The organism is Haloarcula laminariae, assembly GCF_025457605.1.
Classification (GTDB): Archaea; Halobacteriota; Halobacteria; order Halobacteriales; family Haloarculaceae; genus Haloarcula; species Haloarcula laminariae.
Genome location: NZ_JAMZFY010000005.1, coordinates 73,340 through 86,439, shown reverse-complemented (window position 1 = coordinate 86,439; position 13,100 = coordinate 73,340). Strand labels below are relative to the sequence as shown.

The following is a 13,100-nucleotide window of genomic DNA, read 5'->3' as shown; positions in this document are numbered from 1 at the left end:
TGACCCTCATCACCGAGTGATGCATCGTGGGTCCCAGCCAGTATTAGATGGTCCCGCGAGCGGGTACAGGCGACGTACAACATTCGTTTCTCCTCCGCACGCAACCTCGATAGCCGTGCTCGGCCGATTCCCCTCCGGGCGAGCGTATCGACGGTCGAGAACGGATCTTCGGCATCCGGGATACGGAGCCCCAGTGCCGGTCTATCGTCGATGGTCTCGAACTCGATGCTGTTGTTGATGGGGCTCTTCGTGTTGTAGTCGTCGCAGATTCCCGGGACGATGACCATCGGGAACTCATCACCCTTGGCCGCATGGATGGTCATCAGCTGGACCCCTGGACTTCCCTCCGGGACGGTCGCCTCCGGACTGTAGTTGGCGTACTCCTGTTCTGCTTCGATGCGGTCCACGACCGACTGTATATCGGGCAGCTCCGTGAAGCCGGTCAGGAGCTCACGGAACTGGTCGATGTTCGCGGCCGCCTGTCGGGGCCGCTCATCGGCGGCGACACTCGCGATGAACCCGGTCTCCGCGATTATCCAGTCGATAAGCCGACTCCAAGTGTCGCTCGTTGTTGCGGTATCGGTCAGGCCAGCCATCCCCCGGAGATGCTCGATTGCCGCCACTGCTCGCTGGATATCGGCATCCGAGCTAGCTCGCAGGGCCGGCCACAGCGCCTCCGACTCCGCATACGGAGCCAATGTCCGGTCGCTGATGCCGAACAGGGGCGATCGGAGGATTCCGTAGAGCGCAATCTCGTCGGCCGGGTCTGCGACCGTCCGGAGGACGTTCATCAGTGCCCGAATCTCGGGTGTCTCGTAGAATCCATCTCCCTTAATCACAGAGTGGGGAATATCGGCTTCGCGGAGGGCACGTTTGAAACTCGTCAGGTGCGTCCGCTTCCGGAGGATGATGGCGATGTCCTCGAACTCGAGTGGCTCCGTCTGGGTTCCATCCCCCTCTTCGGTGTAGACTTCGGTCTCCCCATCGACGAGTTCTGTGATGCGTGCAGCGACGGTCCGTGCCTCGGTATCCCGTCTGTCGTAGGTCGGTGCCGTACGGAGGGTGTGGTCCGCCGGGAGCACCTCCGATAGGAGCTCCTCATCGGGAACGAAGAGGTACTCGACGATTGGGTCGATATCCGCGTCGTTGTCACGCCCGGGCTCCAGTGCCTGCGGCGGCGCCTCGAAGGCGGGCCGGTCGTCGGTATCGTCGGTGAAGATACCGGCGAACAGACCATTGATGAACTCCAGCGTGGTGGGCAGGGTCCTGAAGTTCCGAGCAAGTTCGAAGCCCGGCCGGTCGCCAGTCCGGATATTCACCTCCTGATTTGCCGACCCCCCGAGTGCTGCAAGTGAGGTCTCGTTCGCAGCCACCACATCGGCGCGTGTCCGTTCGAACACGGCCACATCAGCGCCCCGGAACCGATAGATGGACTGCTTCTCATCACCCACCATGAACACGTTCTGGCGGCTGTATCGAGGCGTATCACCGGCTAACCGGGTCAACTCACCAACTATCTCCCACTGTCCGGTATCGGTATCCTGCACCTCATCGATCATCACATATTCGAACTGCTCCTGGAGTGACTGGCGGATGTCTGTCGGGTCACCATCGGACTGGAGTAGTTCCCGGGTGTACTGGATGAGGTCGGTGTAATCGACAACGTTCCGGGATTGCTTCCGGGTCTGGTACATATCATCGGCGTGGGCGAACAGCCGAGCGATAGCGAACACGTATCTGGCGCTGCGCCGGTCGACCGCCAAATCGATATCGCCGAGTTGTTCGGCCCACTGCTCGACATCCACCATCTGGACCAATCTAATGGCCAGGTCCCCGATTGCGGCACGCTCGTCGGAACTGCCCGACCAGCCCGTCTTCTTCGGTTCGTAGCTGCCATAGAGGTCGCCACTTGACTTGGTCGCAATCTCACTGATATCGGCGATGAGCGCACGCCGCTGGGCCGGGGTCGATGGGCCATCCAAACCACCGGCCGTGTCGATTCGTTCGACGATTGCTGCCAACCGATCGAATACCTGGCCGGTATCGCTCATCGGGGGGTCCTCGATGAAGTCCCGCAGCTCATCGACGGCCGTTTTCAACTCCTTGGCACCCAGGATGTCCCTTGCGGTGCTATCTGGAAGCGGATGGAACGATTCCTGGACGTACTCGACGTACTCATCTGCCGTCCGCTCGGGGTGGGCCCAGTAGTCAGCCCACTCTCTACTCTCGGGACGCTTCCCGAACAGGCCCTGCAGGATGTTCCGGATTCCCTCCTCGCTCGTGAAGTTGTCTCCCAGGATGGTCTCGATAGCATCACCTTGCTCCGTCAGGAGGTCGTCTATCACTTCGTCCTGGAGACGGCTCCCCTCCGTATCATCGAGTTGATCGAACCCGGGTCGGATGGTCGGGATATCCAGTGCATGCTCCTGGAGGAGTCGCTGGCAGAAGGCATGCAATGTGTGGATGTAGGCGTCGTCGAGGTCATCGAGGACTCCACGCCATCGCTCTATATCGAGTTCCCCATCCGGGTCGGCGCCGGCTATCTTCTCGAGGATGCGCTCGCGGACGGTCCCAACGAGGTCGCGTGCCGCCCGCTTCGAGAACGTTGTGACCAGTATCTCCCGTGGATGCAGTGTCGGGTTAGCCTCGAGCAATGCCACGTACCGAAACGAGAGTGTGGTCGTCTTCCCAGTCCCTGCACCTGCAATCAGCGGGTAGTTCGCATCCAATGTCGCAACTGCATGATCTTGCTCACCGGTCAGGTCGGTTCTGTTCATCGGTCCCCTCCGGTATCACCATCGCCAGGAGTTGGGATTGCTATCTCCCCACGTGCTGCGGGCGGAACGTAGGCAGTATCGGTGTTCTCAAGCGATTCGATGAGGTCGTGGCGCTGGCTCTCTCGCACGTCACAGATGTCCCGGTACTCGCAGTACGAACACCCAGCATCGCCAGGGTCGTTGATTGCCGGGTTGAAATGGCCGGCTTCCAGGCTCGCTGTGATGCTGCGCAGTTGCTCGGGAATCGTCGCCTCCAGATACTCGTGGAAAACCTCTCGTGTCTCGATAACAGGGGCGCTCAGACGACGAACCGGGCCACCGCCATGCTGGTAGTACACCGCATCGTCGTCCGCGGCCAGTACTGTTCGCCAGCTCGACACGTCACCTGGCCCACCGACGGCGTAGTAGGTGCCACCGATGGGTTCTGTGTCCGGAACGATTCCACGGGCCAGCAGGAGATAGATTGGGAGTTGGAACGCGAGTCCGCCCAGGATATCCTCAGCACTCGGGACCGACCCCGTCTTATAGTCCCGGATGACGAACCCGTCACTCCCGGTGTCGATGCGGTCGATGACACCACTGGTCTCGACACCCCCGATGGTCGTCCGCTGGTGGGATTCGAAATGTGTCGGCACTGTGGTCATCGTCTCGATACCGTCATCGAGTGCACCCCTGAGCGAAAGCTCCTCATCAAGGAAGCCTTTGAGCGCGCCCGCAATCGGGGTCTCGAGATCCCAGGGATTGTAGTGGGGGTTCGCTTCAGCCGTCCCGAGGCCGGCCAGCAGCTCTTGCTTCCAAGCTAGGTCCAACTCCTCGGCCGTATCGAGTGTCGCCAATGCGATATCGAGCAGGCGCGATTCCAGATCACCCAAGTCGTGACCCGCCAAATCGACAGGTGTTCCCTTGCTGTCCTGGATGCCGGTGTAGAACTCCTCGAGGATTGTGTGGATGATGGTGCCCTGGTTCGCACCGGTCATGTCCGCATCGTCGTCGGTGATTTCGAGACGATACTCCATGAGATGCTTGAACCCGCACTCTGCGTAGGTGTTCAGCTCGCTTGGCGAGATGGTCTCACCCGGCTCTCCAGCATGTGCTGGTCCTGCAGCAGGCCCCAGATGACCGTTCCTCGCATCGACCCTGGCCGTCGCACGCGCCGTCGCCGTCTTGATACCGGCTCGAACTGTCTGGAGCCGTTCGTGGCCGTTCTCAGGGCCAACTACATCGAGGACTGGACCCATCTCGTCAAGTCCACGCCGGAGGATCTCACGCTCCAGTCCGCCCAGGACACCAAGCGCGCGCCATGTGTCCGCCACGGAACCAATCGGCTCGACATCCGAACTCTCTCCCTGGAACCTATCGAATTCATCGAGCTCGCGTTCCTCGATGGCCGTCCGGCTCAGTAGCTCGGTCACGAAGCCGGCTGGGATGGTCTCGTTCCCGTCCCCGTGCATTCGTGGTCGCGTCAATACGGCCGTCTCCGCCGCAGCGAGGAGCGTCGCGATACCGTGGTCGGTCTGGGCTGTGGGGTCTGCCCTGTCGAAATCGGGGTGTGCTTCGTTGAGTTCTCGTGTGAAAGCCAGCCGTCGGCCTCTGGTTGGGTACCCCGATTCCGTGAGGCCGGCGATGAACACCATATCGTACGTCCGCTCGCCGATATCGTTGAGCGACCTGACGTCGATGCTGCCGCTCTCCGGACCGGTCTCGACATCCACATCCACACACCCTAATGCACGATAGAGCCGTTCGTGGAACGGCTCTGTTGTATCGACGATGGGGCAGTTCGAGACATCCGTGATAGTCCGCTCGATACGTCCCCAGGCGGCGGTGGTGGTCCGGCTGCCGACCGCTCGGAGCCGGTCGTTCGATAGGCCCATCGATGCGAGGAACTCGGTGAGTGGACTCGCCTCGGTCGCTCCATTGGCCGCCCTCGCATCGGAGAGGATGGCTTCGACCAACCCGCGACACTCCGGTTCCAGTGCTTGGTCATCGATATCGGCGCCTGCGTCGATTGCCGCGGCGAGCTGCTCGCTGTCCAGTTCGGTTTCGTATCCTTCCAACTCGACGACCGGGTTCGACAAGGCTGCCGTCAGGGCTGTCATATCCGTCGGGGAAGTCACGAGTTCAAGTAGGTCATCGACTGCAGCCCCGGGCTTGGTCGCCTCGAGACCGAGACGTTGTGTCAGATGGACAGGTAGGGACCGTTCAGCGGCGACAGATTCTATGCGATCAAGATAGTCCCCGGACGAGGTGACGAACAGGCCGATATCATCGGGTGCATACCCCTCATTCTGGATGGCCGCCTGTGCCCGCCGGATGAGGAACCGCACCTCGTGGCCCACGTCCATCGGCGCTCGGACCTGCACGGTACACGGTCGTCGCTTGCCCCCTTCGCTCCCGGGCGTGTAGTAGGATTCCAGGACACTCGAATCGATTGCTCTCCCGTCCCGCGGTTCGACCTGGTGGACGTCGAGTCCGAATCGCTCCGTGAGCGTCCGACGGAACAGCGCGATGGCCCGGTCGACCCCAGCGGGCCGTCCAGTCGCCGAGCGAGGCAACACCGCGTGCGCTGGGAGGGCATCGGTGAGCCATTCGAGAACCGCTGCCTCGACCGGGGAGAGTCTGTCGAACCGCCCGATGACGAGGACATCCACGTTCGGGTGGGCATCGCCGACCTGGGTCTGCTCGGTCACGCGCATGTACCGCTCAGCCCGGAGCGTCCGCTCAATGGATGCCGTGTCGCGACCCCGTGCGGCTTCGAACTTGCGCTTCAGCAAGGCGATATCGGCACCGAGGTTATCCAGCCCCTCCTGTTGCAGACGTGATTCGATTTCTTCAGCGGAGCGCAGCCCGGCGAACTCCGTTAACGTCAGGAGGTCCTGGAGCTGTTGGAGATGGCCATCAGTGAGGGGTCGGTCACCTGGACCGAACCGATGTCCATCCGGAAGACCGGCTATCGCGGCATCGACCAGCTGTCGATGCTCCGACCGGGTGTGATAGGTCGCTCGGCTGGCGGTGAACTCTTTATCGTAGCTCGCATCGACAATCCCATCCAGCGAACGTACCTGCAGTTCGATATCTCGACCATAATCCCGCCACTGTTCGCGAACCGCCTCGATGTCTGAATTCGACCCGGTGATATATAGGACGGAAGCTGGCTGGTCGCCAGCCTGTGTTGCAGCACCCTCGAATGCCCTAGCACGGAGTGTATCAATATCCGCCCCCTCGTAGACCACATCCGCGTTTCGAGACTCACTCACTGTCGGCACACCTGCTCTACCATGCTCTCAGAACCATCGGTCTGGAAATGGGTTTGGGATTCGATTACTTAAATCAGGGTGGCGACTCAGGACTGTCCATCTAGTACCAGAGCGGGTCGACAGTAATTTTTTCACCGATGTGACGAACCTAGAGACAAGTGATAGACCGACTCTCATCGGATGTTCGGAGAAGGCGATGCTGTGTCTCGGAGGACAGTGGACGATGAAGGGTGTGTTGTTCAATGTGCTCTCTGAGTTGGACGAACGCGTGATGTGGGATGGGATGCGTGGCCGGGTCTTCGGGCCGGTGCTGAAGATTCCCGGAGAGGACAACAGTCGTTCCGATTGGACGGCAGCTATGGTCGGGACGTTCGCCGATCTCGCAACTATCGAGGCCGGGGACAGCGTATTCTTCTTCAAAGATAAGATGATTTACGGGGTGGGCGAGGTGCTCGATACCACTGGAAATCCACAGAGACCACTCCTGTACAACTTCCCGGATGCACTGGAGCCAGCAGCCGTAGACGCTATCACTGGGTCACGCCCAGAGGACGACGCCGAGACCAACAACGATTCAGAACGCAAGGCGCAACGGATGGCAGATGAGGCATTATATACCGGTCAGAGCTGGTCGAAGATTCGAATCCTGATACCGTTCCGTGCGGCACCTGCGTTCTTCGAGCAGGGTATCGATATGGACTACGTGCTCTCGTCGAACGGCATCCCGCGGTCATCGTATCTCGAGTTCTTTGAGGGCAAGAACTTCTCACTACTGAGCAAGGAGACTACAGAGAACCTCACTCATCTCATCCACATGGTCAACCGAGATACAAGTTCGGGCAAGGTAATCGATATGGCCGAACCGTTAATCGATTTCGAGATAGCTGTCGATGGCCGAGACAGTGACCCGGTCTCCATCCGGCAGTACGTCTCGGACAATCCATCACGCGTACTCGACGATGGCCTATTCAGCAAGGAGAACTGGGTTCATGCTACAATTATCGAGGCGCTGAAGAGTGGCGCTGACGACATTCTTCCGGAGAGTATGACCGGACGGAGTCGACAGCAAATATATCGTGAGTTCCCGACTTCACCGGCTAAGCCGACCAGTTGGGCGAACCACCTTGATGTCCTCACGGAGATTCAGCCACAGTTCGACTTCCCCGATAGTACGCCTGCAGACGACCAAGCGACCACCGTTGGCTACGAGGTCATCGAAATCAAGAAGGACGAGATATGGTACGTGGATAATCTCGTTGACCATCTGGAACAGCTGATGAAGTACGTTGATTATGTGGCTGAGGAAATCGCCGATGGGCACTACCAGGCTATTGATGCCTACCTCTTGACGGGTGGCTATGCCGATACCGACGAGACCTACCGTGAGGAGGTTCGCCAAGCCTTCGAGGAGCGCCCGACCTCTCCGGCAGAGGCAGAGGACCGGTCGACAGAACTTCCAGCGACCTACCGGATGCCAGTCAGCTCCCATCGACCCTTCGAACGCGATCCACAACTCTGGAACAACGTCACGCTTCTCGAGTACAACTGGAAGGAGGATGAACAGCGAATCGAGTTTCGGACCGTGGCCTGACTGTCTTGGAACTCGGCTAGCAGGTCAGTTGTCCACCGAACCGGTCGCTTCGTAGTAGGCACAGTACTTCTCGCGTCCGGTCAGGACGGTACCGTCGACCGTGGCGAGGACCTTGAGTTCGATACGCCGGAGCACGGTGTAACATAGTACGAAACTAGTTTATAACGACATTTCGAGTAGTGTTACAAACAGCAATCACGGGCGCCGCCTCCATCATTTAACCAACAAAACTATGATTAGCTTGCTATGTTGGTTAACACGAGAGCAGCCGATGTCCTACGAACCTCGGGTCCTACCGGCGACCCCTCGACGAAAATCGTCAATATGCTCAACGAGACAGGCCCGGAGAAGCTCCGAGACGTTGCTACGTACGCTGAAGCGCTCGCCGAGAACAAGGAACGAGACGCTCATCTCGAGGAGTCGTCAGACCAGAACGAGGTAGAGGAGCGACCAGATGACGTCCCTGCTAAAGCGACAATCATGATCAAGGAGATTAACGACAACCGCCACTACTGGCAGTGGCGGGAGGAAGAGGAGATCAAGTCAAAATCTAAGTCGCCAGTCAATCCCGACAAGTGAGACGACAGCTGCCGTCATCTCACAGGTCCCCCCTCGTGTGGATGTGGTTAACCAACAAGTCTTCTCCAACCGACTTCTTGTTGGTTAATTTTACTTCCTATCCGTGAACGCGGTCAGCTCCGGCATCCGTATATCCGCAAGTTCCCGGCGAATCTCCGTCCGATTCCAGCCGAGTGGTGATAGCACGCTTTCGACAGCTCGGATTAGCTGCGTCTCGTAGTACGAGGCGTCGTAAGTCTCGATATCCTCGTGAGCGAGGGCGACCCGCTCTCGTGAGTTCTTCTCGTCGTCGACGACCACATATTCGATATCCTGTCCGGGATGGACGGCGAGATTTTGGTCACGGGCCCGTTTCAGGGCCGCCACGTTCTGTGTGTTCTGTGTGTACCTCTCCAGCGGCTTGGAGACGCGATTCCGTTCGACGAGGTCCTCGATTGGGACCTCGCCGGCGTGCAGGCGATCGATTGCATCTCGAAGGGAGGAGAGGACTGCTTCCGGTGACCGAGTCGCATCAAACTGTTCGAGACAGTCTCGCTGAATCTTCTCGATGAACGGCGGTGTCGAACGTTGCCGGGCTTCGATGCCTCTCACTTTGAACTCGTCGGCGCCGGCGACCTTTCCGAAGTACTTCGTCAACGCGCCGGCGTCACTCTCGCACTGCGGGACGAACGCGACCCAGTCGTAGTGGGCTTCGTGTTCGAGCCGAATCTCGACGGCCTCCGTAATTTCCGTCGCGAGCGCCTCGAGGTCCTCACGGTCCTCGTCGTCGACATCGGGGTCGGGCGTCACCCAGATGGAGTCGACGATGCCGTGGACGACCCGCCAGCCACCGGCTTCCAGGCGTTGCTTCGCCGTCAGCAGAATCTCGCGAGCGAACGCGTTGATTGCCTCGTGGCATTCGATGCGACCGAACTTCGCATTGCTGAATCCCTGATATCCGAAACAGGCGACAAGAATCCACTTCAGCGCACCCGACCGCCCCTCAAGTTCCGCCAGTCGATCCTCGTCGGGGTTTTCACACTGCTGTTCGCGATGGATGGCTGCCTTGATCTCGTCGCGAGCATCGATGATGGGTTGGAGGACATCAACGAGGTAACCGCGTTCGTCACAAATCGAGTACCCGAGTCCGGGGACGTCGTCGCGGTCGTGATGACACTCACACCGGATAACGTCGGGCGAGACGTTCCGGGTACAGATGATGTTTGGATAGAGGCTCGAGAAGTCGAGTTCGTGGACGTCTTCGTGGACACCGACCTCGGGAGCGAAGATGAAGCCGCCACGGTCGGCGTCGTGGAGCGTCCCCATCGGCTTGTAGAATTCGTGGCGCCAGGAGTTCCACGGAACGAGTACGCCGCGGTTGTGGGCCTCACAGATCTGAATCGCGGTCAGCACGTTGCCAATTGACGCCCACGCCAGCTCCTGGACGGGTTTCTTCGAGCGCGAGACCAGATCGAGGACGCCGTCGAGATTCGTCTCTCCGTAGAAGAACGTGTTACTCTCGTCGATGATCGCCCGTCCGGGCACGTTGTACCGTGCCGGTGAGTGGCCGACACGGCCATAGCTTGAGTATGTCGACTGACTTGCGAGTTGCTGGTAGTCGACGCTGGGCCACCGGCTCAACGTGAACTCATCAATGCCGGCATCCGTCGCCATCTCGTACAGTGTCGGGACAATCCCGCTCGTCGAGCAGACCAGGACGTCCGGATTGTGTGCTTCGACCCCCTCCTGTACGGCGGTCAGGATGTCCGTCGGCGAGCCGGTGACGGTGTCGCCGGCGACAGACAGTTCCCCATAGATATCGTTGCTCGTTTCGGTCACCGGAACACTGAGCCGGAGCGTCGACAGCTCACTTGCCGGCGTCGGATCGGCGCCGGTCTCCAGACAGTACCGGAACTCTCGGGAAAAGTCGACGTTGAAGCAGGCGAGATCCCCGACTGGATAGGCCGACAGCTGGCGCGCCTGCCGAGCAAGTGGGGGGACGCGGTCGATATGGGCAACGTCGACCGCGAGAACAGTCTCCTCGTCTCGTCGAAAGCCCGGCCGTCGCGCAACCATCTCGGTCCCGACGACATCCGGGTGTTGGTCGTACACCGACTGGAGTGTCGTGAGGTCGAGGTCGGTCGCTGGGTCGCGAGGTGCGACGTAGAAGCGTGGGGTGTAGTCTCCGTGCTCGGTCACGGTGGCGCCGTCGGCAGTGGCGTCCCATTCGAGGACGCGTCCGTCATCCAAGAAGTCGATACTGAACGGCATCTGGGTCTCTATGACGTTCGAGTCGCCGATAAGCGATGGCGTGTCGTTTCCGGATTTCAACGTATGGGTTCATGAACCCCTCTTTGGTGTTTTCTGGCCGTTTGTCTGTGTTCCGCTACCTCTGGGCCGATTTCCGGAATTTGCGTGGTTGGATTTAGCCAGTGCCCCACACAGAGGGGAATATAGGACTTCACCAAAGACCTATATTCCCCTGAGCCGTGCGTTTCTGTATGAACGACCGAAGACCACCAGATGAGTTTGCAGACATCAACGAGGCGGTTGGCGAGGAATGGGAAGCAGAAACAACACCCTATGAGCGCATTCGACACGTCATTGCGCATACGTACAGCCCCGTCTCAGCTGATACCGTCGCTGATGATGCACGGACTGCTCCAAAAACCGCTCGAAAGCACCTGAATACACTCTCAGACGAGGGGTTTGTCGAGACGACACCCGGCGAACAGGGTGGCACGCTCTATCGGCGCTCACCTGAATCACTCGTCGTCGAAGAGGCAGCCGATATCCTCGAACATGTCTCGACCGACGAACTCGTGACGCGAATCCAGGAGATGCGCGAGCAACTTACTGAGTATCGGTCCGAATTCGGTGTCGACTCACCCGAAGAATTGGCGGTCAACCAGACGAACCAGGCCTTCAGCGAGACTGAATCCCTACAGGACGAGATTGACCCAGAGACGATTCGTGAGTGGAAGACGCTCCGTCGCAATCTCGCATTTGCGAATGCTGCCCTCTCAATCGGCAACGCCGAGCAATTCGTCGACAGTGACCGTCGTTCGACTGACGACGGCGTCCCTGTCTGAGCAATGTGGGATTCCGCTGACCAAGCAGAAACACATACTCTCCGGGGGGCTACGGATCGGCCGGCGCTATTGACGATTCGTGATGTCGTCGAGGAGATGGAACCACTTGCAACAGCAGAACTCGACGACTACCTCAATCCATCCGTCCTCGAAGTCGTGCTTGAAGATGGACTGTGTGCGGCCGATGATGCCCGAATCGACATCCAGTGGACGACACGAGATGATTACAAGTTCCATTACACGGACACGGAAGAGGTTAATCTGCGCTGGGGGAAACACCCACACGCAGGCGACTACATCCATGTCCCCGGATTAGAACACTACCACCCACCACCGAATGCGAGTTCTGACCCGGACGAGGTCGAAGCGTCCTGTATCGCACAATCCCCTGAAGAATTGGTCACCCGCGCGGTTCTCAAACTCTGGCGGGTCGCCTACCACAGGGATTCGTATGAACCACTCAACGCAGGTCGCAACCCGCCGTAGGAACCAAGCCGAGTGCTTTCCTCCACGAACCGATATCGAAGGTAATCGTCGTCAACTCCGTCATTCCATCCCTCCAGTATTACCTTCGCCGGACGATTGCTGCTGTTCGACCCCAGTCTCCGAAAGCCGTTGCTCAAGCTCTGAGAGGCGTTCCTCGTGGTCGTCAAGGCGGGTCTCCTGTTCGAGACTGATGCTGAGTAGTGCCGGCAGCAGCGGATTCTGATGGTTCAATAGCCCGCTCGCGTCGGCGTGCTCGCGGGCGTACTCGAACAGGCGGTCGAACCGTGGCTGGTCGCGACGGCGCAGTGCCCGCCGGAAGTCTGTCCAGCGTTCCTCGATGGCCCGGAGCGCATCTCGGTACGTCGGGTTCGTACGGCCCATCGGTTATCGTCCTCCAGCGCTTGCTGTCCACGCGTCGAGCAGCGGATCTGTTCCAACTGCCACTGACTCTCCATCAACTGTGACACCGCTCCCGACGCCATTCGGTGTTGGCGTCGACGGCGTCGTCGTCTCCACGCCGACCTGCGCTGCGCGGGTTTCGAGCAGCTGCCGCCAGTACGCGAACGTCGTCTGGTAGTACGCACCGTCATCGACGGGGTAGACAAGTGTCTCGAAGTCCTCACCGACGAACCGTGGCCCCATCTGAGTTTGCTTGCACTCCAGATGATGATCGGCGGCCGTTGCGACTGGTGCCGTGAAGTCGTCTTGCTTGCTCCGGGTGACCAGGATGGGAATATCGTAGCCATCAGCGTAGGTCGCTAACCGAGCGAGTGTCCGGGCCTGAAGTGTCTTCGCGTACTCGTCGCTGAGGGTGTCATCAGTGCGATACTGGGCGTCGACAGCTGGTACAACGATGAGCGACGGAGTATACGGAGATGAGTCGTCGTCCCGGCTTGTTGGCTGCTGACTGCCTAATTGAGGTGTTTCGGTCGATTGCTGGATGAATTGGTTCACTGCCGCTGAGAGCTCGTCGACGGCACCGTAGTGCTGGTAGGCAGTGAAGCCACGGGCAACGTGGATCCGGTCTAACAGTCGCTGACTCGGGGCTATCTGTGCCAGCGTGGTCGTCGTTGCATGGCCGTTAGCGTCAACCCAGAAGGCGGGGCCGTCGTGCATGAGGAGATGGTCCAGGACGAGCGATTGCAGGATTGGCACGCCTCGACTGCCGTCGATGTCCAGTAACGTGATGCCGTCGTTGAGCGATGGAAGCAGAATGTCGTCGCTCGCTGAATCAGGCTGGCTGGAAATGGATTGGTTCCGGTCAGCTCCTCGCGTTGGTTGCGCAACGCCCAACCGATTCGAGGGTGGGTGGTCTGACATATGTGAATAAAGATTCACG

8 protein-coding genes and 1 pseudogene are annotated in these 13,100 nt (G+C 59.4%); 4 read left to right on the top strand and 5 right to left on the bottom strand.

Annotated elements, in window-relative coordinates; genetic code table 11:
* Window positions 1–2,777: UvrD-helicase domain-containing protein (locus tag NJQ98_RS18905; protein WP_262181682.1), on the bottom strand; the 2,777-nt coding region annotated here is incomplete at its 3' end.
* Window positions 2,774–6,010: a PD-(D/E)XK nuclease family protein gene (locus NJQ98_RS19130; RefSeq protein ID WP_262181678.1), complete on the bottom strand. Its 3,237-nt coding sequence runs from the start codon at window positions 6,008–6,010 to the stop codon at window positions 2,774–2,776. The genes NJQ98_RS19130 and NJQ98_RS18905, both read right to left, overlap by 4 nt.
* A 247-nt stretch (window positions 6,011–6,257) precedes the next feature.
* Between NJQ98_RS19130 and NJQ98_RS18895 the strand changes: the two genes are divergently transcribed.
* Both NJQ98_RS18895 and NJQ98_RS18890 read left to right on the top strand, forming a co-directional pair.
* On the top strand, window positions 6,258–7,625 hold the full coding sequence (locus tag NJQ98_RS18895) for a hypothetical protein (RefSeq protein ID WP_262181675.1): 1,368 nt from the start codon (window positions 6,258–6,260) through the stop codon (window positions 7,623–7,625).
* A gap of 271 nt (window positions 7,626–7,896) precedes the next feature.
* Window positions 7,897–8,204: pseudogene (locus NJQ98_RS18890) on the top strand (hypothetical protein).
* 90 nt (window positions 8,205–8,294) lie between these two features.
* Here the strand turns inward: NJQ98_RS18890 and NJQ98_RS18885 are convergent.
* On the bottom strand, window positions 8,295–10,454 hold the full coding sequence (locus NJQ98_RS18885; protein WP_262181668.1) for a type B DNA-directed DNA polymerase: 2,160 nt from the start codon (window positions 10,452–10,454) through the stop codon (window positions 8,295–8,297).
* A 230-nt stretch (window positions 10,455–10,684) separates the two neighbouring features.
* Between NJQ98_RS18885 and NJQ98_RS18880 the strand changes: the two genes are divergently transcribed.
* The gene (locus NJQ98_RS18880) at window positions 10,685–11,275 is read left to right on the top strand and encodes a DUF7342 family protein (protein ID WP_262181664.1); all 591 of its coding nucleotides are present in this window, start codon (window positions 10,685–10,687) and stop codon (window positions 11,273–11,275) included.
* A gap of 3 nt (window positions 11,276–11,278) precedes the next feature.
* Entirely contained in the window at window positions 11,279–11,761 is a 483-nt protein-coding gene (locus tag NJQ98_RS18875; protein ID WP_262181661.1) for a toxin-antitoxin system TumE family protein, read from the top strand.
* Between the two features lie 60 nt (window positions 11,762–11,821).
* Here NJQ98_RS18875 and NJQ98_RS18870 read toward each other — a convergent pair whose 3' ends face one another.
* Together NJQ98_RS18870 and NJQ98_RS18865 are read right to left on the bottom strand one after the other, a co-directional pair.
* A complete protein-coding gene (locus tag NJQ98_RS18870) occupies window positions 11,822–12,142 on the bottom strand; it encodes a DUF8156 family protein (protein WP_262181659.1) in 321 nt (106 codons plus the stop codon).
* 3 nt (window positions 12,143–12,145) lie between these two features.
* Window positions 12,146–13,081, bottom strand: a complete 936-nt coding sequence (locus NJQ98_RS18865) for a P-loop NTPase family protein (RefSeq protein WP_284438668.1) — start codon at window positions 13,079–13,081, stop codon at window positions 12,146–12,148.
* Window positions 13,082–13,100: the final 19 nt, after the last annotated feature.